The following is a 22,150-nucleotide window of genomic DNA, read 5'->3' on the forward strand; positions in this document are numbered from 1 at the left end:
TTTCGTAGCACATCACCAATCGGCACCAAGATAAAGGGTTTCTGCTGTCGAATATGGAATGAATATAAGATAGAATGGTTAAAAACATACTAGGGGGATGGATAATGAGGAACGAAGATATGTTATTGATACCAGGGCCAACGCCTGTTGTGGATTCGATTTATGATGCACTGGCGTCGGAAACGCGGAGTCATACAGACCCGAGATTTGTGGAGATTTATAAACGCGCGATTGATCAGACCAAAGAGATGTTCCAGACCGATGGAGAAGTATTTGTGATTGCTGGTTCTGGAACACTTGCAATGGAAATGGCGCTCGTCAATACCGTTGCAGCTGGCGAACGAATATTGGTCATAAGCCACGGTTATTTTGGTGACCGATTCATTAAACTTGGGGAAGCTTTTGGCATTGAAGTAGATGTACTTCAGTCGGAGTGGGGAGAACGAGTAAATGTAGAAGATGTTGAAAATGAATTATCGAAAAAGAACTATAAGGCGGTTACGATTACGCACGGAGATACGTCGACGGGTGTTGTAGCAGACTTAGATGCTCTCGTTCCGGTAATAAAAAAACACGGGGCCCTCGTAATACTAGATGGGGTCGTTGCAACGGCTGCGATTGAGGAAGATATGAGTAAATGCTATGGTCATCCGGATTATAAAATCGACATCGTGTTAACCGGTTCACAAAAAGCGATTGGCGTTCCACCGGGACTTGCGGTTGTTGCGTTCAATCAGTCTGCACTTGAAATTAGGAAACAACTTGGTCGCATTCCGGCCTACTATACGGATATTAACAATTGGATTCCAATCATGAATGATCCTTCTAAATACTTTGCAACGCCTCCAGTGAATTTAATATACGCGTATGCTGAAGGTATGAGACTCGTTCTAGAAGAAGGTCTTGAAAACCGTTATATTCGGCACACTGCATATGGTAAGGCAGTTCGAGCGGGTCTGGCAGAATTCGGCATGACAGCTCTAGCGGAAGAAGGAGTTGCGGCTTCAACTTTAAGTTGTATTTTATATCCTGAAGGAATAGATGACGCAGCATTCCGAGGTGAACTTGCGAAAAAAGGAGTAATTCTTGCGGGATCACTTGCTCATTTAGCGGGGAAAGCATTCCGGATAGGTCATATGGGAAATACAACGGAACAAATGCTGGAAAAAGCCATTCAATTGATTGGGCAAACGTTAAATGAATCGGGTCATAAAGTAAACACACAAAAAGCGATTGAGCGTTTCAAAGAGATCATGTACGCGAACGTATAAATAACTCGGAAAACTCCCCTGGCTAAGGCAGTAGGGGAGTTTTCTATATCTATGCCAATAAAGCAATGTTTGAATAAAAGCTATAATTCCCCTAAACACCAACAAAAAACAATTTAGTTATTCAATGAATTATTACGATGCTTCTATAATCTTTGATTTTATCTCCAATACTATTATCTATACTTAATTCCCCAATTTATGTTCACTATGAAATAATAGTACTTTTTTTAAAGTTATATAATTAATTGTTTGACAGAATATTTTAATTAAACTAACATTGTGAGTATAGTAATTGCAGCCCTACTTTTAGATAGGGAGATTGGGGAGAGTATTTTGATTATTGATAACATGTACACAACCGTTGATGTTCACGTAGCAGGAGAACCTCTACGAATTATTACGGGTGGCTTACCTGAAATAAAAGGAGAAACTCAATTAGAGCGTCGAGCATACTGCATTGAGCATTTGGATGATGTAAGAAAAGTTCTAATGTTAGAACCACGTGGACACCATGGTATGTATGGCTGTATTATTACACCACCAGCAAGTACACATGCTGATTTTGGTGTACTATTTTTACATAATGAAGGTTGGAGTACAATGTGTGGACATGGTATTATTGGTGTAATCACGATGGGTATTGAAACAGGTAGGTTTAAAGTAACGGAAAAAAATCAAAAGTTTATCATCGATAGTCCAGCGGGAGAAGTTGTCGCGTATGCTAAAATAAATGGGACAGTCGTGGAATCGGTATCCTTTGAAAACGTACCGTCCTTTGTATTGAAGAAAGATTTTCCGATTAAAATAGATGAGTATGAATTTAATGTAGATATCGCTTTTGGAGGTGCATTTTATGCAGTTGCACAAAGTAAAGATATCGGACTGAAAGTAAATAGGAAAGACTTACCTGCGATTCAAAAATGGGGAACAAGAATCAAACATTATATTGAAGAGCATATGAAAGTTGTTCACCCACTTGAAAGTGGACTTCATGGAATTTACGGTGTTATTTTTTCAGATGATCCAGTTGATCCCAAAGCAGACTTACGAAACGTAACGATTTTCGCTGATGAGCAGGTTGATCGCTCACCCTGTGGAACCGGTACATGTGCAAGGCTTGCGACACTTTATGAGGATGGAACTCTTAAAGACAAAGCCAGTTTTGTTCACGAGGGCATAACAGATGGCCAGTTTGTCGGTGAAATCCTATCTATCAATCTCAGTTAAAAGAGTACCTCCACTTCAATCGTTCTTTGATAAGTGGGCGGGTGAATTTTAACTTGCGAAGCAACAGCTTTTATTGTTTCTTTTCCTTATTATCAGTATAATCAGACTCATAGACAGGAAAGATTTGTTATACAAATGAAGCTAGATAGCAATAATCATTCAGTGTTCAGTTTGAAGTATCATTTGGTTTTGGTTAACAAATACCGTGAAAAAGTGTTGAACACATCCATCTCTAAATTTGCAGAAGATATGTTCATCACCCTTGGGGAGAATTATCACATCACACTGCTTGAATGGAATGACGATAAGGATTATGTACATATTTTATTTAAAACACATTCCAAAACGGAGTTGACCAAATTTCTAAATGCGTACAAAAGTGCAAGCTCCCGTATGATTAAGAAAGAGTTCCATGAAGTGAAACAAATGTTGTGGAAAGAGCACTTCTGGTCAAAAGGGTTTTGCTTGTTGACGACGGGCGGCGTCACACTTGAAGTCATTCAAGACTATATCCAAAAGCAAGGTCAATAAAATGTGAAGGAGGTCGATTTGTATGTCCACTGTGCATAAAGGATTCAAATTCAGGTTATATCCTACAAAAGAACAGGAAGTTTTGATTGCGAAAACCATTGGCTGCAGTCGATTTGTCTTCAATCATTTTCTGTATGCATGGAATCATGCATACAAGACGACGGGCAAAGGTCTCTCTTATTCGAAGTGTTCCAGTCAGACAATCGAACTGAAAGAACAGTTTGACTGGCTAAGAGAAGTCGACGCACACGCTCTACAATCTTCGCTGAAAGACCTTGCCGATGGCTTTGATCGTTTCTTTAAGAAACAGAATCAGGCACCTCGCTTTAAAAGCAAAAGAAATGCCGTACAGTCGTACAAAACCAACATCGAAAAGAAAAATCAACACCCTGAGGTCAGCATCTCTGGGAATAAATTAAAGTTGCCTAAACTTGGCTGGGTTCAATTCGCAAACAGTCGCGATATAGAAGGCCGCATACTCAGTGCGACAGTCCGACGGATACCGAGCGGGGCCTACTTCGTATCCCTTTTAGTGGAATGTGAAACGGAAACGTTCGCTCAAACAGGTTCTACCGTGGGCATTGATTTGGGTCTCTCGGATTTCGCAATTCTGTCTGATGGAACTGTATACGACAATCCAAGGCACTTTAAAAGCATCGAGAAGAAGCTCCAAAAGGAGCAGCGTATCCTTTCGAGGCGAATGCGTCTTGCCATCAAGCAAAGACGCAAGCTGTCCGAGGCTAAAAACTACCAAAAACAACGTCGAAAAGTCGCTCGCATCTACGAGAAGATGGTCAATATTCGTACAGACTACTTGCATAAAATCTCTAGCCAGATTGTCAAAAACCACGACATCATCGGCATAGAAGATTTAGCTGTGTCTGAAATGCTCCAAAACAAACACTTATCAAAGGCAATCAGTGAAGTTTCCTGGTCTACCTTTAGAACGATGCTGACCTATAAGTCTGCCTGGTACGGCAAGAAAACTGTTGTCGTTGCTCGAAATTACGCAAGCAGTCAGTTATGCTCAACGTGCAATCATCAACACAAAGACGTAAAGAATCTCGCTCTGCGTAACTGGATTTGTCCGTCCTGCAAAACGCATCATGATAGAGATCTGAACGCAAGCTTGAATCTTCGCAAAGAAGCATTGCGATTAACCGCAGGTACTGCGGGGATAGCCTAAATTCACAACTTGTGGGTACACGGGTGTTCTTAGGAATCCACCACTTCTAAACAACGTGTAAGTGGTGGTAGTTCAAATCAAAAGTTGGCGAACACAATGCCGTCATTCCAAAAGTAACTGGAGAAGCATTTTTAACAGGTATCCACCAGTTCTTAGTAGATCCAAAGGATACCTTGCGAAAAGGATTTTTATTAGAAGAAATTTAAGTAGGTGCAGAATCTCAGGAAAAGTATATGAAGATTTTAAGCGCAAAGAACCAAAAAAGTTTAATTGAGATGGAAGAAGCTTTGAAGCATGTTTCTATAGCGCTTAAGGAATTCTCAGCTATCAAAACAGTTACCCCTATTCGATGAGCACTTCCTTTTGGAGAAGCTAAATTAGAATATCCAATTAAAGAAGACGTATTTTCCGAGGAAGATATTCACGGAGAATCCGGTAAAATTGTAAATGGCGAAGTTAAAGGTAAAGAGTACGATGAAGAGATTAAGATGTTCAAATAAGTTGGCTTTGCCATTGTAGATATTGTTGTCATGTAGGTTGATTTATTAGTCGTATGAATAAAAGTAAGGCCCTCTGATTAGTACATTCAGAGGGCCTTACTTTTATTTTTATAAACTATTATATCTGTATCTCCCGACGCATACGCGAGGAGGGAATGTTCATTTCCTCTCTGTACTTACTAATTGTACGTCTAGAAATTTTAATACCTTTATCGGTATTAAAGTAGTTGGCGATTTTTTGATCAGAAAATGGCTTATGTTTATTTTCTTGTGCAATATAGTGTTGTAAAAGCGCTTTCATTGTAGTTTGGGAAATACTATCGCCGTTGGTTGTATCTAACTTAGACGTAAATAACATTCGAAGATCAAAGGTACCCTGAGGTGTTTGAATGATTTTATTTGCAGTGGCTCTGCTAACGGTCGATTCATGCATATCAATCTCATCAGCGACCTCCTTTAATGTTAATGGTTGTAAGGAGATGAATCCATCTTTGAAAAAACGGGCTTGTCTTTCGAGAATGACCATGACGATTTTAGTAATCGTAATTCGCCGTTGTTCAATACTGCTTAATAACCATTGATAGCTGCTATAGTGTTTACTAAGATATTTTGATGTATCATTTTTTCCCTTGAGTAAGCTTGTATAGTCGCTATTCAAGCGGACTTTAGGTAAATAGCGGTCATTTAAATAGTATGAAAGACCATCATTTTTGTATTCAACAATAATGTCAGGATTTAAGTATTCTGTTGTGAAATCAGAAATGCCCGAACATGGTTTTGGGTTTAATGTCTTAATAAAATCGTAGATAGCTTTAACTTGAGATAAAGGAAGACTCATTTGAAAAGAAATGTCATCCCACTTACGATTCGCAAGCAAATCCAAATGATTTTCAACTAAATATTTAGCCAATTGTTCTTCAGGGAATTCGTATGTAATTTGCAAAAGTAAACATTCTTTTAAATTACGTGCTCCAACACCTACGGGGCCAACTTGCTGGAGTAGATGAATGCCTTTTTCAATCATTTGCTCATTAAAAGTTAAATTGTAATCATAATTATCCAGAGATAAGTACCCGTTGTCATCCAAATTGTAAATAATGAACTTAAGTAGATTTTGGTATTCACTACCACGAAATAAGAATGACGCTTGTTGTAACAAATTGCTCCTCATCCCGCTTTTTTCACTTTCCACATAGTCCAAGGGTAATCCAATTGAGCCATATGTTGAAGCATTAGAATTCAAATTTGCTTTATACAAAGAGTCATCTTCTATTTCTTCGAGTTCAATAAGTGGGTTTTCCAATCCCTGCTCAATCAAGTACTGATAAAGTTCGTAAGTGGAGTATTGTAAAAGTTCGATAGCCTGTCTTAACTCGGAAGTCATAACTAAACTTAGATCTTGTCTTTGTTGAATTATGAGTTGCATAGCTTTTTACCTCCTTGTAATGTTTAGTGAAGTATCCAAACCATCAGTTTAAGAGGATTGGAATAAAAATAGTAATCAAATCAATTTCATAAGTAGGATAATTAAAAACAAAACATACTAAATGTTCGTCTATATAACTCAAATAAGTAATTGTAAATTGACTCCAACAGTTTTTTGAAAAATAAACCTATAAGTCTATTATAGTATAATCACCTTAGAATCTCGACAGGAAAGTGAAAGTTCCAAAAATTCTATGAATAAAGAGTGAGAAGATAAATAAAAGAGAAAATAAAAGGCCTTAAAGAATGATAATAGGAAAGAAGTTCTATCCTAATACCATTGCTATAAGACCTCGATTTATAACTAACTTTAATTAGAATTAAAGAACTTGTAATTCTTTGGGGTAAGAAGTTAATACTTGTGCTTCGCCGTCATCATTAATATAAACAATATCTTCGATACGTACTCCGCCTAGTTCGGGCAAATAGATACCTGGTTCAATTGTAAATAATAGCCCCTTTTCGGCTATGGCGGTATTGCCTTCGTGAACAGAAGGTTCTTCGTGAACTTCAATTCCGAGTCCATGTCCAACACGGTTGTTAAAGTAATCGCCGTACCCTTTTTCACTAATGACATTACGAGCTGCAATATCAATGCTCTTCAACTCAACGCCGGCTTTAACTGCGTTAATACCAGCTTTGTTTGATTCTAAAACAATTTGATAGATCGCTTTTTGTTCTTCAGTAGCTTCTCCGATGACAAATGTCCGTGTAATATCTGAACAATATCCGTCTTTAATTACGCCCATATCGATTAATAAGAAATCGCCTTTTTCAAAAGCGCGTTCTCCAGGTGAACCGTGTGGAAGTGCAGACTTTTCACCAGATAAGACGATTGTTGAAAATGAAGGGCCGTCTGCTCCAAATTTCCTCATTAAAAATTCCAATTCCGCAGTTAACTCGTTCTCGCTCATACCAATTTTAACAGTTTTAATTCCCTCCGCTAACACTTTTTCGATAATATCAATAGCTTTTTGAGCTGCTTTAATTTCATGGGCAGACTTTTTAATTCTTTGTGCGTTAACAGCATCCTCAATATTACTCACTGTTGCTTTAGGATAAAAACTCTTTAAACCATTGTATCGGAATAAGCTTAATGCTTTCATCTCGACACCAAAAGTGGCAATATCTGCACCCAAAGTATTTGATACGACTTCAAATGGTTCTTCTGCGTCAGAAATCGGAATGATTTTTTGAATGTCAGATGCCAAGGCTGCGGAACTTTCATCAAGTAACGGAACAAATAAAGTTATTTCTCCTTTACGCATGTCGAAAACCAAAGCCATAAATCTTTCATGTGGGTCCGAGTTAAAACCAGTGTAGTAGAAAACGTTTGACGGTGCGGTAATCATAGCCAATTCGATTTGTTGTTCTCCAAGATAATTTTCAAGTTTCTTTCTTCTCGTTTCATAAACTGTATTCATGTATGAACCCTCCATTTAGTATATCTCGATAGTTGTGATGCAAGATTAGTGCCAGCGTTGATGGGTTAGTACGATTATTGAGCTAGTAATGGTTGTAGTTGGGAAGCATTTTCACAGTAGCATATATTTTATCATAGATTCGAGATGGTTATCTATCCCATGTTAACGAGCAGACCGACTAAAAGCGCTACGCCCTGTGGCTACGTCGGCATTAGTACGTACTATACATCATAAGACTTCCACTAATTAATGATTAACCTTTTATGGTTGTTGGACTTATGCCAAGTCCTATCTAAAACCGTTTATTTTATGGAAAACTGTAAAGAAATTAGGAACAGCAATATAAAGTGTCTAATTATTTGTAGTTTCGTTCCGTTTTGATGCTACAAAGCGGGACTTAAATCTTTTATTATAGGATTCCCTTAGAGCCCAGTGAAACCTATCGTTAAGATGATATATGCTTTTGATTGTTTCGTTATCCGGGGGCATCATTCTAGCGATGGCTATTTCTTTAAACTTTTGTGAATATCTCGTGCCATTTCTTTTATTCATGTCGTATAACCTCCATCTATTAATTATAACAGGTGAGCTTTAAACGACAACTAGCCTAACACAGGGGGGAATTCAATAGGCAACATTAGGTCATGAAGGTAGTTGGTAATGGATGGTGTTCGATTTGGATTGGGGTATGGCTTACTTGGTAGTGAAGGTGACCCTATTACGCGCAATATGCTCGACCATGAATCCTTTAGGCGCATCTGAAATATGAATTTGTATTAACGGATTAAGTGAACAATTAGTCTATTAATAGTTTAAACCATGATTCGTCATTTAAGTAGACGGCTTATGGTTTTTTTGCCTGTTATTATTATTGTAATACACTATAATAGAAGTAACACTTCAAGTAGAATAGGGGATAGACGATTGAGGCGAAATGGTGTACTGCTATTTTTTTCAATAGTTTTTCTAGGAGGTTGCCTACCAGAAAATACTGAATCTGTGATAATACCAACTGACTTTACTGTACGAGAAAACGTACCTAGTATTTCACAAATAGACTCTCATTCAACAACAATTTCGATTGGAATGATAGGTGATATTCTTCTCCATCATCCTTTATTCACGTATGAAAATTATGATTTTGCTTTTGCTAATGTTAAGGATAAGTTGACAAGTATCGATTTTCTTCTTGCCAATCAAGAATCGATGCCTGGTGGTGTTGAACTCGGATTGTCGGGTTATCCAAGTTTTAATAGTCCAAAACATATTATCAGAGATTTAAAAGCAAACGGTGTAGACATGCTGTCCATTGCGAATAACCATACGATTGACAGGAAGGAAACTGGTGTCATGAATGCGATTGGATATATGGGCGAATACGATATGCCCTATGTCGGCGCGTATACATCTTTTCTGGACCAAGCCGAGGACCGGATTGTTGAAGTCGACGGTGTACGTCTGGGAATTCTAGCGTATACATATGGGACAAATGGGATTCCCGTGCCGGAAGGAAAAGAATATTTAGTTTCTCTTATTGACCGAGAGCGTATACAAGAAGAGATAACGGATCTTAAAAAGCGTGTCGATGTACTGATTGTTTCATTACACTGGGGCAATGAATATCAACTTGAACCATCCAAGGAACAAGTGGATCTTGCACAGTTTGTAGCGGAACAAAGGGCAGATGTACTATTTGGACATCATCCACATGTCTTACAAAAACACGATAGGATTGAAGATACAGAGATTTTTTATTCGATTGGAAATTTCTATTCTGCACAGCAATTCGATTCAACAAATATCGGCGGAATTGCTCGAGTAACTGCTGCGAAAACGGTGTTTGGAGGGAAATCGATTACTGTTGTTGGAAATCCTGTTTTTTTCCCAACGGCAGTAACCAAAGATGCACAAAATCGATATCATATTATCCCACTAAAAGATGCAGGTTCAAATGCCATCTATGATGAAAAATGGGCGATGAATCATCTAAACTTACCAAGTTGGTAAATGAGATTTAAAACTACAAAAGAGGTGTTTTAATGAGAAAAAGCGCTATTTTATTATCATTTGTTTTACTACTTAATTTACTACCAATATCGTTTGTTAAAGCGGATGCTAACTTTCCGGATGTGTTCCAATACGAACAAGAAATTAGTTATTTGACGAATAAAAATATCATTCGAGGATTTCCTGACGGGACATTCGGACCGACGAAATCATTAACACGTCTTCAAGCAGTACAAATGCTTTTAAAATCGAAGAACATTACTGATTTTGCGGCCCCAAATCCTATGCTGACCGATATGACTATTGGCAAGTATGGCTATGAGGAGGTAGCGAAGGCAGTTGAATTAGGCATTATTTCTGGGAAAACAGCGAAAGATGGAACAAAGTATTTTGATCCTGGAAGTCCATTAACGCGCGGTCAGATGGCCAAAATAATAGTGGAAGCCGGAAAACTGCCTAAGAAAAATGCATCTTACTTTACAGATGTCTTGCCGTCAAATGGTTTTCATGACTATATCTCGACTCTAGCCGAAGAACGAATTACAGGCGGCTATGAAGATGGTACATATCGACCGAATTTAAACGTGACACGCCAGCATTTTGCTGTTTTTGTAGCGCGTATGTTGGATGAGAAATTTAAACCTGATAAACAAGGTACGGATAAAAATTATCTCTTAAATAAAAAGATGGTGTACACATGGACTTATTATGATGAAGGAAAAAGCTTTGTTTCTACAACCCGTTATACAAATTTAAAATACGACGGTGTTTTGGGAGCGGATTTATGGAAGGAAACATCCGGTGATGGTGCAGCCTATTATCTCGTAAAGGAAGATGAAACTGGTTTGTATGAGTATTCTTGTGTAGATATTGGGACAATCAGTTGTGATTTGAAACAAGATCCCTATGTTGCATTGGAATATCCTTTAATAGAGGGGAAAGTATGGGGCTCCCTTGAATCCAAACACGATCCAACTGTCTATACGGTTGTTTCTACGAATCGAACTGTGACTACGAAAGCAGGAATATTTAAAAATGTAGTTGAAGTTAAGGATTCATCTGGCTGGTTTTATTTCTACGCACCGAATGTTGGGCTTGTAAAGACAGTCGATAATGGTACTCTCTTTTCAGAACTTGTGAAATTGGAAGTAAATCGTTAAGTACTTAAAAAGGCCGCTCCAAAAATATGTTCGACAGCTGTCCAACAGCAATAGAAAAACGGTCCAACACTCCATAACAGAGAGTGTTGGACCGTTTTTTCTATCTGGTATTACTCATCTTTTTTCATTTGTTTGATATTGTAAATGAAGTTTGAAATGATTTTAGCTGCCTGTTCACGTGTTGTTGATTTAGCAGGCATATACTTACCGTTAGAACCTGAAACAATTCCAAGTTCCGACAGAAGGGAAATTGCATTTTTCGTTTCCGCATCAATCTTTTCGATGTCCGTAAATGTTGCTGTTTGGACTGGTGAGACTTTGTTGCCTGTATACACTTCAAATGCACGGTCAATCATTACTGCGAATTGAGCACGTGTAATTGGTTTGCTGGGATTAAACATGCCGTCTGACTTCTTAACAAGCCCATTTTCATAGGCGGCTGCAATTTCCGCTTGTATTTCAGCAGAATACCCAGCAACGTCCGTAAAAGGGGACTCGTTCTTTGCAGTTAACTCCAATGTACGAACAAGAAGTGATACTGCCTGCGCGCGTGTGATCTCTTGGTGAGGCGAGAATGTTGTTGCTGTTGTTCCTTTCAACAAATCTCTGTAATAAAGATCTGAGATAAACGAATACGACCAATCCTTAACGAAAGTGTCTTTAAACGGGACTGTCGCAAGGACACGTGCTTCAACACCTGCATTTACAGTACCTAGAGTGATCATGTGATTTACGAAGTTTTCCCAATCACTAAATCCAGGTTCACTTCCACGACCTTCCTCATATGCTTTTTTCAGCATATCGTAGCCATCTCCACCTTTTGCAGTGAAGACGTTCGTAGTAATTGAGTACATTTTATCCATTTCAAGTTCATTACCATCAACAGTCATAGAAATAACACGATCGCCTGATTTTGCTTCACCATTGAAGACAAGTTTCATGCCTGAAATGTGTAGAAAACCACCTGATTCTTTTGGATAATCTTTAACGGAATGTTCAAACACGGCTTTTATTTCCTGTCCGCTTAATTCCATTAGTGCCAGTGTATTGCCGAATGGAAGGACTTTAATTGCATCACCATACGAAATTGAACCTTTAGGTATAGAGGTGCGAATTCCTCCGCCGTTTTGAAATGCAAGAATGGTTTTAGGGTTAATTTCTCTTGCTTTAGCGAGCATACCGTCTGTAATTACGTTTCCTAGATTTGTTTCACCGGCTCGCACACCGCCTAGGTCACGAAGACCGCTTAGGAATACACCTGCATTTGCACCGGTTTCTTTCTCTTCTGTTTCCTTTACTTTATCTGCAAATGGTTTAAGGATTTCTAGAGCTCCAGGATCTTCCTCCGCGCCATCTACAGAGACTTCATAGAGTATTCCCTCATGTGAAGTAATAACGCCTGCTTTGTTAAATGTAACATCGAGTTGGCCAAGAAATTTATTGTATTCGTTTGCTTGTACGATGATGACAGGTACTGTGTCTTCATTAATCACATGTGGCTTTTCAAGTTTAACATGTGTATGGCCACCAACAATGATATCAATGCCAGGGACACCTTTTGCGAGAAGGATGTCATTGTCAATCAAATCAGAGTCGTTATAGCCGATATGTGTAATCGCAATGATTTTGTTAACACCGGCTTTTTCAAATGAAGCAACGGCTTTTTTTGCTTCTTCGATATAATTGCTGAAAGTGACTTTATCGGGGCTAGAAATATCTACAGTTTCTTCAGTAGTTAAACCAAAAATCCCGACTTTTTCACCATTAACTTCTTTTATAATTCCGTTGTATATTTTACCGTTCTCCGGCTTTTCTGGAAACGTGTGAGACTGCAGTCCGTCGAACAGGCTGTCCGCCGAGAAATCTGTGTTAGCACTCACAATAGGGAACTGTGCCGCTTTGACGAACTCAGCAAGAGATTTATGGCCGTCCGGGGAACCTCCAAGGTCAAATTCGTGGTTTCCGAAAGTCATAGCATCGTATTTTAAATAATTCATTGCTGCGATGTCAGCCTGTCCTTCAAATTCATTGAAGTAAAGCGTTCCTGAAAATACATCGCCCGCATCAAGAAGTAAATTAACAGGTTTTTCACCACGCAATTTTTTTAGAAGCGCAGATTTTACTGGGAAGTTGGCAAGATGGGCATGCTGGTCGTTCGTGTGGAAAACCGTCATACTGAAATCACTTGGAGAAGCAGTGTTTGTTGTATCCGCCATTACTGGTGTTATGCCTGCCATACTAAAAAGTAGAATACCTATGGCAAATACTTTGGAAATATTTCTGAACATAAAAACACCTTCCTTTTTCTTTTTTTATGATACTTTGTCTTCCATAGTGAATTGTAGTGGGGACAAAACACCATTAGTGTAAGTCTACCACTAACAGAATTTTTGGACAAACTAATGTTTACAAGTTTACAAATACTTAATATCTATCTAAATAAAAAAACTAGAGAGATGTAAAACATCTCTCTAGTTCTATTTGTTTAATTTGCAGAATAGTATTGTACAAGCCCTTGATAAATGGATTCTGCAAATATTTCTAAATATTGATTGCTTGTCAGTTTTTTGTAGTCATCTGGATTTGTGATGAAACCCAGTTCAATGAGCACTGCAGCAGCGTCATTGTTGCGGATAACGTAAAAACGTTGATCTTTTACGCCACGATCGGTCATATTAGCATCTTTTACGATGTTCTTTTGGATCATGCTTGCTAGAACTTTACTTTCAGCACCGTTTGGATTCGTTGATGTATCAATCCATACCTCAGTTCCTTTGGCGGAAGCTGAAGCTGCGTTGACATGAATAGAAACAAACGTCTCGGCATAATGTTTCTTAGCAAAATCGGTGCGCTGTTCAAGTGAAAGATAAGTGTCATTTGAACGGGTCATAAGCACTTTTGCACCCGCTCTTTTTAATTTAGCTTCAACTAAACTAGCGACTTTTAATGTAACACTTTTTTCTGTCTCACTGTTTTTAGATGCACCTGGATCCGTTCCTCCATGTCCAGCATCTATAACGATAATGCGGTCTTTAAGCGGTGTACTTGATTGGTTTAAAAGCTTTAAAAAGGTTTTATGTGCATAGCCAATTTCGCCGTCATAGCGAATCTTTGCCCAGTACCCATCAAGAGAAAGAACTTCGACTTTCTTCCCAATAGAAAAACTAGTGACTACGGGGAAGCTTGTGTTTGGTCCTGAACGTACATTTAAACTTTTCACGGTTACTTTTCCAATTACATTACCCGTAACGGGAACTTCGGACGGTGATTCAATTTCTGGTTCCGGTTCAATTACTTCTGGCAGCTCTTCCACAGGGGGAACAACTTCAGGAACAGAAACATCAGGAGGTGTCATGGAGTCCACTTTGACAGTATGGTTACTGTTTATATATCCTCTTTGATTGTTATAGATGATGTGCAGCCATTCATCGGTCGTACCAACCACTTCGACGATATCTCCGGTACTTAGTTTACCGATGATTGTATTGTTGCTAGAAGACGGTGTAGAACGAATGTTTAGTGAATCATTTCCCGTATTCACTTTTGCAAACGAAGTTGAGGATGTTTGTTCAGGGAATTTTACGGGTAAAGAATACTTATCACTTAATGAGCGTGCAACGAACAGAGAAAATTGTTTTCGCATTAATAAATCATTTGGTAGGAAGTTTCCATTGCTACCTTGTGAGACACCGGCATAATATAGACCATTGAACTTATCTACATTTTGATGGTTTCGGACATCGTCCATTTGTAAAGGCTTGTCTATTGTAACTTTTTCCGACAAATTAAATGCGACAGCGAGTGCGTATCCTATCTCTTCGCGTTTAATCTTTTCGAAGGGTTGAATGGAACCATTAGTCTTCTTTTTAAAATAACCTAAATCAACCGCCTTACTTAACGCATCGTAATACTCTTTATTCTTAGCATTGGATGGTAGATCGGTGAATGTCACGTTATTAGTAATATGGTTCTGTTTACCAGTTGCAATAATTAACATTTTTGCTGCTTGAAAACGAGTAATGTCATCATTCGGTTTAAACTTTCCGTCTGGAAAACCTTTTATGATCCCTAGGCTGGATATGTAATTTACTTCATTAAAATATTCATCGCTGTTTTTCACATCTGAGAAGGTGACCTGTGCTGATGACTGTACTGGGGCTACAGAAACGAGAGTCGTAATTAGAATTAGAAGTGCTGCCCATCTGATTGTTTTCATTGTGTCCTCCTTAATGATACTTAGCCCATAGTCTACCAACTATTGGTCTATAAATCTATGAGTGTAAATGACTAAATAAACGAAATTCTGTCGAATAGAATAAAAAAAAGGGATTTCCTGAACGGAAATCCCAATGTTAATGTCAAGAACCGCTAATGCGATCAATAAACGTTTGGAACTGAACTGATGTAACTTGTTCTTCAACGCCAAATCTACCGTCAACATGACCTTTTGTGATCCCATTGTGATATAAGATTTCGATGTATTCTTTTGCCCAATGGTCATTAGGAACATCTGAAAATGAAACATCTGTACGACCTTCTAATCCGAATGCTTCAACAAGAACTTTGGCAAGTTGTGCACGAGTTAAGTTACCATCGGGTTTAAATGAACCGTTACTTCCAGTGAAAATTCCAGCTTCAGCAACCGCAGCGATTGCTGCTATTTGTGGATGACTCTCTGAAACATCGTTAAATGCGATTTGATTGTTCGTTGCTTTTAAATTAAGTTCTTCTGCAAGTGTTAGTGCGATATCTGCACGAGTTGGATTTGCGGGAGCTTGGATTTTAGCTGGTGTAACAACTGCTGCTACATCCGTATTAATTTTAATAGGAGCTTCTGCAAAGTTTTGAACACGACGAGCTCCGACGTAACGGCTTCCCCAGTAATGAGGATCGTATATTGAAGAAATCATAACGCCTTTACTTGTTGATGCATGAATGAAATTGCTAGCACCTACATAGATTCCAACATGTGAAACTCTGTTGCCACTAGTATTGAAGAATACTAGGTCACCAGTTTCTAAGTTGCTTTTAGAAACTGCAGTTCCTCTAGCGTACTGGGAACTTGTATCTCTTGGTACTGAATATCCGTTGTCACTAAATACGCGTTGAACATATGCGGAACAATCGAAACCTGCTGTTGTTGTGCCGCCGTATCTATAGGGGGTACCGATGTAAGTTTTAGCAGAACTAATTAATGATGTCACTGTACTTGCGGATGCCGCTGTAGGCACTGCCGTTGAGATTATTAAACTCGCCATAATCAAATAGAAGAAACGTTTCATACTTATCTCATATTCCCCTTTCGCACGGCTACGTTTTTTTATGTAGTATGTGTGCTTTATCTGAAACTAGCTTAACATAGACAACCTAGCGTTTAGATTACAGTTATATTACAAGTAGGTTACAAAGTGTGTAAGATTGTTACTGAGTGTAATAGTACTTTAATAGAATGACCGCTGTGAAAACGGATACCCCGTCAATCGTAGCGGTTATTTGAGTTTAATGGTTTATTAAGAATACACTTAAATACTGGAAAGGAAACTATATTAAAGGATTCTTGCGATATGGAACAGAGATTACTAGACCAGGAGAAAGCGTTTAAAAAGGATGTCGAAATGCAGAGAATTAGATTATAGAAATTTGTAGAATATATTATTCTGCCGGTAGTCTTGTTACCATGGAAGGGTGCTTTAACAAAATAATAAATCCTGCGACAATTCATTTTCATTAGATTTATAAACAAAGATGGAAGGGTAAAGATGTCTTACGCGCAACCGTACAATTTCATACTGCATTTAAATCGTCTAAACAAATCCATCTTTTATAGAAGAGACAGTGTAATTCCAAAATGGTACAGTACTGTCGATTCAAGAGATTAGAGAAAGGGAACGAATTTAGTTCTTCCGAGTGGCTTTCTTCTAGTTCAAAACGGGATAGTAGATATACCCATCAAACCACGAAGCAAATGCGCAATTACTCGGAATCCAGTCACTGCAGATGGCTTAAAAGTGTTTTTCGTTACTGTGGATGGTAGAATTAGGAATAGTAAAGGAATGCCAATGTCAGACTTTGCAACTTATCCTGTCTCATTGAGTGCTCATTTTGCGCTTAATCTAGATGGCGGTGGAATATCAGACCCAGTGAAGATGTAAGAAGGTCCCGGTTTGCAGCGTTAAGGATACGGACGGCTAGTAAGTAGGCGGTTTTTAGAGCCTGTGCGGGAAATGAAATTCGGACGGGTTCGATCACTTCTTTTCCCTAAATTAAGAGGAACTGTGCTATAATTATTAATTATGATAATCGTTACATAAAGGAAGAAAATAGATGAAAATTGGTATTGTCGGAAATTATGGTAATAATAATAATGGAGACGAAGCAATTCTTGCTGGAATCATTGAACAGGTTAAAGTTCAATATGATTTGCCGACTAGAAATATTTTTGTGTTCAGTAATAATCCGCCGCAGACGTCCAACCGATTTGGCGTGTCATCGGCACCTTTATATTATAAAAGGTCATCCGCTATGCTTACTTTCTTTGAAACCATTAAAAAGAATTCACCAATTATCCGTGATCTCGATTTATTAATCATAGGCGGCGGTGGAATTTTGATGGATTTCTACAATCGCGAAGCTCAGTTATATGGTTCATACGGAATCATGGCTCGTCGCGGAAAAGTACCTTACATCGTTTACGGCTGCGGTGCGGGTCCGATTTCATCTTTGATGGGTAAACTATTCATTCGTTATTTAGTCAACCGTTCTATAAGTACATCGGTGCGCGATCCAAAATCAAAAGATTTATTAAACCGAATTGGTATTCGAAAAGAAATTAAAGTTATAGGCGATCCTTCTTTTGCATTGTCTTCTGTAAACTATAAAAAAACGGCAGATCGAATCTTAAATGTAGGCGTGACAGTCGTACCCTACTATAATCTTGCGTATTGGCCTGAAGCGGACGATATTAAATACGAAAACTATATTCAAGGAATGGCTGATAATTTAGACCGAATCTTGGAGGAAAAAGACGTCAATATTACACTTTTTTCAACAAAATTCCCACATGATGTAGATGTAACTGAAGATGTTTACAATCGAATGACCAACCAAAAAAATGTTCATGTAAATAAAAATAATTTATCTCCAGCGGAAATTATTGATATTAGTGCCAAACAAGATGTACTTATAGGGACAAGACTCCATTCCTTATACCTTGCCGTGAACGCTCATACACCAATAATGGCCATTTCATATCATCATAAAGTAGCGGATTTTATGGAGATGGTTGGAATGAGTGACCGTACTGTTAGGATAGATGATTTAACTAAGAAGAAAGACTCTTTAATTCAAGTCCTTGAAACGATGGACAAAGAATGGCCCGAAAGAATTACAGAAGCGGACAAGCTTGCAAACCATATGAAAGAAATGGCTATGCTCGGGATTGAACAATTCTTGCCCCTTAAAAAGGAGAAGTAAATGAAAAGAGTACTTGTTTTGAGTAATATGTACCCATCGAAGGATCATTTGACATTCGGTATTTTTGTGAAAAATCAAGTAGGCCTTCTTAAATCGGCTGGACTTGATGTGGATGTACTTGCGATTAATAATCCAGGCAAAGGAAAAATGACGACATTGCTCAAATATATGTCGTGGTTTTTCCGCTCTTTTTTTTATATGGCTGTACATCGTAATAAGCTTGCATTAACACATGCTCATTATGCTTTCCCGACCGGTTTTATTTCATTGATTGGGAAAAAGGTGTTTAAACTACCTTATGTCGTAACCGTCCACGGCGGAGATATCGATAAAATGGCAGCAAAAAGCCCAGCAATTGCTAAAATAACGAAACGGATTTTAATGGAAGCAGATACCGTTATTGTCGTCGGCGAGAAGTTGCGAAAAGACGTCACAGAACGTTTTGGAGTTAAGGATGACCGTGTCGAAGTAATGAGTATGGGTGTGGATACATCTATTTATAAACGGTTATCGAAAGAAGATGCTCGGACACGGCTTGGATTACCTATTCACGGCCAAGTTGTTTTATATGTAGGAAACATTATTAAAGAAAAGGGTTTATTGGAACTCTTGGATGCATTTAAATCCATTCAAGTACGTCATCCTGAAACTGGACTCTACTTAATTGGTTCGAAGAAAGACAGTGGATTCGTTTCTTCATTGGAAACAGTTCTAAACGAGGAAAACATTCAATCGGTTCATTTTGAAGAACCCAAATCTCAAGTTGAAATCGCGAAATGGATGGCTGCTGCGGATGTATTTGTTCTTCCTTCTCATCATGAGGGCTTCGGTCTCGTCGCGCTTGAAGCGATGGCTATGGGAACGAGAGTTGTCGGGGCGGATGTAGGTGGATTATCTTATTTACTTGATGACCGTGCGGGAATTCTTGTGAAACCAAAAGATTCGCAGTCTTTATCAGAAGGTATTGTTGAAGCTCTTGATTCTTCATCTGTTGAAATCGATGAACTTATTTGTCAGAAGAAAGTGGAATTGCATTCATTTAAAACGATTTTATCTAAGTTGCTTGCGATTTACGGAGAAATTGGGAGAAAATGAATGAATAACGGAACTTTCTAAAGGTGGTTGAATGAGAAATTGAGTAAACTAATGAAGATTATTGGGGCCGTCGCAATTATTAATATCGCTGCACGTTTGTTTGGTTTCCTTAGAGAAATCGCGATTAGTCGTGAGTATGGAACGACAAATGTTGCAGATGCGATTGTTACGGCTTACACAATTCCAAATTTCATTTACTTAGTTGTTGGTGGAGCGCTGACCACGGCATTTATTTCCGTTTATCATTCGACGAAATCCGAAAAGGGACCGTTTGTACGTAATGCGTTTGCGACCGTTATAATCACTGCGGTTTTATTAACAACTGTATTGATGATTTTTACGAAGCCTTTATTGAACTTGGTTTTTAAAACGTTAACGCCCGATGAATTTCTATTGGTTCGAAACTTATTTCTCTGGATGATGCCATCTACAATTATTCTAGTGTTGTCAACATGGATGAGCGGGCTTTTGAATGTGAACGGAATGTTTAATCTTTCAAGCATCAGTGTGCTCATTTATAATTTCTCATTTGTTGCAATCGCGGTCTTACTAACGCCACTTTACGGGGCACAGGCATATGGAATAGGCGCGTTGCTTTCGGCAATTTTAATGGGAGCCTTTTTGTTTATCGGACTTAGAAAAGCCGACTTGTATTCCTTAAAACCCGTCTTGAAAATGACGGATGATGTTAAGAGGTTGTGGGTAATTGCTCTGCCAATCTTATTTGGTGGTGCTACGCTGCAGTTTTACTTTATCATTCATAGAATCGTAGCAGCCATGTTGGATAATGAAGGATTGATTTCCGCTGTAAATTACGCATCGAAATTAACAGGTTTTCCACAAGCCATTATGATGACTGCGGTGACAACTGTAATCTACCCTCTCTTAAGTAAAAAAGAGGGTGAAGGGGACACGGAAACAATTCGTGCGCTGTATAAAAGAGGATTGCAGTATTTAAGTGTGCTCCTCATACCAACAACTGCAATTGCATACTATTTTTCGGAGCCGATTGTTCGATTGATTTTTGAACACGGAAACTTTGATAATGAATCTGTGTTAATGACAGTGCCAATTTTCCAAATATTTTCATTGTCGATGTTGTTTTTAGCGGGAAGTACATATATTACCAGGTTTTATTATGCAAAAGGGAACTCGATGACTCCCGTTATTTTCAGCTTAATTAGTGTTTTTATGATAAATATCGGAATCATATTTTTACTGCTCGATTCGATGGGGGCATCGGCGATTGCGTATGGCACGGTGATTAGTTCCGCGGCCAACTTCATAATGCTCGCCCTTTACGCGAAATGGAAATGGAATTTATCCATCATCAAATGATGTGTATGAATAGAAAACAGGCTCGTCTACCCTCGATTTATTTGAGGGAAGGCGAGCCTGTTTTTTTAGTTTAATCACGTATTTGCAAAAACCTCACCGAATCTTACTCACTCAATCCATCAAACTCTTCGCGTGCTTCTTTGACGACGTTCTTCAGCTGGGATTCTGGAATATCTTTTAAATAGTAGGCAACGGCTGCTTTTCCGATTGCATAGGTTCCACCGCTTGCGATGCTTGCGCTAATCGCGGATCCCGCTCCCGGTAATACTAGGTTTACGAATTTACTCCCTTGTTGGGCAATCATTCGAAGGGTGAATCCAGTAGCCCCGATTCCGCCGAGCGAGATGAGCAATTCACGTGCTGTTTTGAATTCTAAATCACGACCGGATAAGTACGCAACGATCATTAGAAGTATCGTCTGGAGAGCTAAAAGGACTGCGATATCGGTCGCAATAATTGGACTGAGTGCAACGGTAGCTGCAACCGCTGAAAACACTTTAATAAAGCGATTTGCAATTTTCTCAGCAACTTTATTGAGCCGAATCGTCATTCCCAGATGGATTGCCGCTCTCACATCGATACTGCTTTCCAAAAAATCGAGCAGTTCCTCGATTCCGTAACGTCCGTCAAAATCCATCGTTCGTTTAATTTCTGGAGTGTCCGTCGTATTACTCCATTCGATATATGAAGAAATGGGGATAATTGAAGAGTATTTTAAATCGTATTCATTGAAAATCCGCATCAGCTGAGCTTTCTTTTCACGAATCAATTCCTTTTTTTCGACAGGATATTGGGACGGATTTTTTTCGCGTGAAGGATGCAACTCGTCAATATGCGTAATGATTCCTACAAGTGGAAGTTCGACATTCGCTTTTTTCATGATCCGTTTTGTAATTTCAATGTCTTTGTCAATATGTGCCCGCTCCGTTGCCTTTTGTAGAAACAACAACGCGTCTGGATTAAAATCGCGAATGACTTCAAGCAAATCTTCTTCAGCTTTTATTTTAAACGTTTCGGATTCCCCTATACCGCGCGTGTCTATGACTTCAAAATATACTTGTCCATCGGATTCATATGTGAAGCGACGTGCTTCCTTCGTTCCAATTTCAACGTCACTTACTTCAGCCAAATAATGCCCACTCATTGCATTGATGAGACTGCTTTTACCAACGCCTGTCCGTCCCACAAGCACAAAGCGTGGAGGTCTTGGGTTTTTTAACCCTTCCAGTAAATTTTTCAATTCATCATCGTTCATCACAACATCCATCAATTTTTTCTGCTGTTTTTTTGAAATCAAATTGCCAGGAATCTTTTCAAATAAATCCTCAATAAAGTTATTTAAATTACCCAGATGATTCATTCTCTTTTGCATTTCATCAAACATGGGATTCACAAAGAACACGCTCCTTTAAATAGCCTCTCTCTACTGTATACCCATTATCCAACATAATAC

General features: G+C 38.6%; 14 protein-coding genes and 3 pseudogenes. 11 read left to right on the forward strand and 6 right to left on the reverse strand.

Translation table 11 applies throughout. The annotated features are described in order from the left end of the window. The first annotated feature begins 104 nt into the window (after positions 1–104). The 5 genes and pseudogenes from ACP8HH_RS03365 to ACP8HH_RS03385 all read left to right on the forward strand — a co-directional run. Positions 105–1,271 carry a pyridoxal-phosphate-dependent aminotransferase family protein gene (locus ACP8HH_RS03365; protein ID WP_438315849.1) on the forward strand — a complete coding sequence of 389 codons (1,167 nt, stop codon included), beginning with the start codon at positions 105–107 and terminating at the stop codon, positions 1,269–1,271. A gap of 348 nt (positions 1,272–1,619) precedes the next feature. After that, positions 1,620–2,486, forward strand: a pseudogene (locus tag ACP8HH_RS03370) (proline racemase family protein); the annotation flags it as partial. Between the two features lie 147 nt (positions 2,487–2,633). Beyond that, on the forward strand, positions 2,634–3,029 hold the full coding sequence (gene tnpA, locus ACP8HH_RS03375) for an IS200/IS605 family transposase (protein ID WP_438315852.1): 396 nt from the start codon (positions 2,634–2,636) through the stop codon (positions 3,027–3,029). A gap of 22 nt (positions 3,030–3,051) precedes the next feature. Continuing rightward, a complete protein-coding gene (gene tnpB, locus ACP8HH_RS03380; RefSeq protein WP_438315855.1) occupies positions 3,052–4,215 on the forward strand; it encodes an IS200/IS605 family element RNA-guided endonuclease TnpB in 1,164 nt (387 codons plus the stop codon). 77 nt (positions 4,216–4,292) lie between these two features. Then, positions 4,293–4,421 (forward strand): annotated as a pseudogene (locus ACP8HH_RS03385) (proline racemase family protein); the annotation flags it as partial. A 412-nt stretch (positions 4,422–4,833) separates the two neighbouring features. Here the strand turns inward: ACP8HH_RS03385 and rpoN are convergent. Both rpoN and ACP8HH_RS03395 read right to left on the reverse strand, forming a co-directional pair. Further along, positions 4,834–6,141: an RNA polymerase factor sigma-54 gene (gene rpoN, locus ACP8HH_RS03390; RefSeq protein WP_438315857.1), complete on the reverse strand. Its 1,308-nt coding sequence runs from the start codon at positions 6,139–6,141 to the stop codon at positions 4,834–4,836. 379 nt (positions 6,142–6,520) lie between these two features. Further along, positions 6,521–7,624 (reverse strand): M24 family metallopeptidase, encoded by a 1,104-nt coding sequence (locus ACP8HH_RS03395; protein ID WP_438315860.1) that lies wholly within the window; start codon positions 7,622–7,624, stop codon positions 6,521–6,523. A 999-nt stretch (positions 7,625–8,623) separates the two neighbouring features. Between ACP8HH_RS03395 and ACP8HH_RS03400 the strand changes: the two genes are divergently transcribed. Together ACP8HH_RS03400 and ACP8HH_RS03405 are read left to right on the forward strand one after the other, a co-directional pair. Continuing rightward, positions 8,624–9,631 (forward strand): CapA family protein, encoded by a 1,008-nt coding sequence (locus ACP8HH_RS03400; protein WP_438315862.1) that lies wholly within the window; start codon positions 8,624–8,626, stop codon positions 9,629–9,631. Positions 9,632–9,663: 32 nt separating this feature from the next. Beyond that, entirely contained in the window at positions 9,664–10,791 is a 1,128-nt protein-coding gene (locus ACP8HH_RS03405; protein WP_438315865.1) for an S-layer homology domain-containing protein, read from the forward strand. A gap of 110 nt (positions 10,792–10,901) precedes the next feature. On the opposite strand, the gene ACP8HH_RS03410 is transcribed toward ACP8HH_RS03405, so the two are convergent. From ACP8HH_RS03410 to ACP8HH_RS03420, 3 genes are all read right to left on the reverse strand, one after another. Further along, positions 10,902–13,079: a 5'-nucleotidase C-terminal domain-containing protein gene (locus ACP8HH_RS03410; RefSeq protein WP_438315867.1), complete on the reverse strand. Its 2,178-nt coding sequence runs from the start codon at positions 13,077–13,079 to the stop codon at positions 10,902–10,904. Between the two features lie 197 nt (positions 13,080–13,276). After that, positions 13,277–15,007, reverse strand: a complete 1,731-nt coding sequence (locus ACP8HH_RS03415; protein ID WP_438315869.1) for an N-acetylmuramoyl-L-alanine amidase — start codon at positions 15,005–15,007, stop codon at positions 13,277–13,279. A gap of 142 nt (positions 15,008–15,149) precedes the next feature. Then, positions 15,150–16,049, reverse strand: coding sequence for an NlpC/P60 family protein (locus tag ACP8HH_RS03420; protein ID WP_438315871.1), 900 nt, complete (start codon positions 16,047–16,049; stop codon positions 15,150–15,152). A gap of 657 nt (positions 16,050–16,706) precedes the next feature. On the opposite strand from ACP8HH_RS03420, the pseudogene ACP8HH_RS03425 reads away from it, so the two are divergent. The 4 genes and pseudogenes from ACP8HH_RS03425 to murJ all read left to right on the forward strand — a co-directional run. Next, a pseudogene (locus ACP8HH_RS03425) lies at positions 16,707–16,943 on the forward strand (phosphodiester glycosidase family protein); the annotation flags it as partial. Positions 16,944–17,115: 172 nt separating this feature from the next. Continuing rightward, positions 17,116–18,264, forward strand: a complete 1,149-nt coding sequence (locus ACP8HH_RS03430) for a polysaccharide pyruvyl transferase family protein (RefSeq protein ID WP_438315874.1) — start codon at positions 17,116–17,118, stop codon at positions 18,262–18,264. Continuing rightward, on the forward strand, positions 18,265–19,359 hold the full coding sequence (locus ACP8HH_RS03435; protein ID WP_438315876.1) for a glycosyltransferase: 1,095 nt from the start codon (positions 18,265–18,267) through the stop codon (positions 19,357–19,359). A gap of 27 nt (positions 19,360–19,386) precedes the next feature. Then, the gene (gene murJ / locus ACP8HH_RS03440) at positions 19,387–20,697 is read left to right on the forward strand and encodes a murein biosynthesis integral membrane protein MurJ (RefSeq protein ID WP_438315879.1); all 1,311 of its coding nucleotides are present in this window, start codon (positions 19,387–19,389) and stop codon (positions 20,695–20,697) included. A 103-nt stretch (positions 20,698–20,800) separates the two neighbouring features. On the opposite strand, the gene ACP8HH_RS03445 is transcribed toward murJ, so the two are convergent. After that, positions 20,801–22,081 carry a GTPase family protein gene (locus ACP8HH_RS03445; RefSeq protein ID WP_438319009.1) on the reverse strand — a complete coding sequence of 427 codons (1,281 nt, stop codon included), beginning with the start codon at positions 22,079–22,081 and terminating at the stop codon, positions 20,801–20,803. Positions 22,082–22,150: the final 69 nt, after the last annotated feature.

Origin of the sequence: Sporosarcina sp. FA9, from assembly GCF_051550205.1 — a bacterium.
Taxonomy (GTDB): domain Bacteria; phylum Bacillota; class Bacilli; order Bacillales_A; family Planococcaceae; genus Sporosarcina.

What these genes read in the sequence shown, in the direction of transcription:
- ACP8HH_RS03365 (WP_438315849.1), top strand. Translation starts at nt 105, where the DNA reads ATGAGGAACGAAGATATGTTATTGATACCAGGGCCAACGCCTGTTGTG.
- tnpB (WP_438315855.1), top strand. Translation starts at nt 3,052, where the DNA reads ATGTCCACTGTGCATAAAGGATTCAAATTCAGGTTATATCCTACAAAA.
- tnpA (WP_438315852.1), top strand. Translation starts at nt 2,634, where the DNA reads ATGAAGCTAGATAGCAATAATCATTCAGTGTTCAGTTTGAAGTATCAT.
- ACP8HH_RS03395 (WP_438315860.1), bottom strand. Translation starts at nt 7,624, where the DNA reads ATGAATACAGTTTATGAAACGAGAAGAAAGAAACTTGAAAATTATCTT.
- ACP8HH_RS03420 (WP_438315871.1), bottom strand. Translation starts at nt 16,049, where the DNA reads ATGGCGAGTTTAATAATCTCAACGGCAGTGCCTACAGCGGCATCCGCA.
- ACP8HH_RS03415 (WP_438315869.1), bottom strand. Translation starts at nt 15,007, where the DNA reads ATGAAAACAATCAGATGGGCAGCACTTCTAATTCTAATTACGACTCTC.
- ACP8HH_RS03445 (WP_438319009.1), bottom strand. Translation starts at nt 22,081, where the DNA reads ATGTTTGATGAAATGCAAAAGAGAATGAATCATCTGGGTAATTTAAAT.
- ACP8HH_RS03405 (WP_438315865.1), top strand. Translation starts at nt 9,664, where the DNA reads ATGAGAAAAAGCGCTATTTTATTATCATTTGTTTTACTACTTAATTTA.
- ACP8HH_RS03410 (WP_438315867.1), bottom strand. Translation starts at nt 13,079, where the DNA reads ATGTTCAGAAATATTTCCAAAGTATTTGCCATAGGTATTCTACTTTTT.
- ACP8HH_RS03435 (WP_438315876.1), top strand. Translation starts at nt 18,265, where the DNA reads ATGAAAAGAGTACTTGTTTTGAGTAATATGTACCCATCGAAGGATCAT.
- rpoN (WP_438315857.1), bottom strand. Translation starts at nt 6,141, where the DNA reads ATGCAACTCATAATTCAACAAAGACAAGATCTAAGTTTAGTTATGACT.
- ACP8HH_RS03430 (WP_438315874.1), top strand. Translation starts at nt 17,116, where the DNA reads ATGAAAATTGGTATTGTCGGAAATTATGGTAATAATAATAATGGAGAC.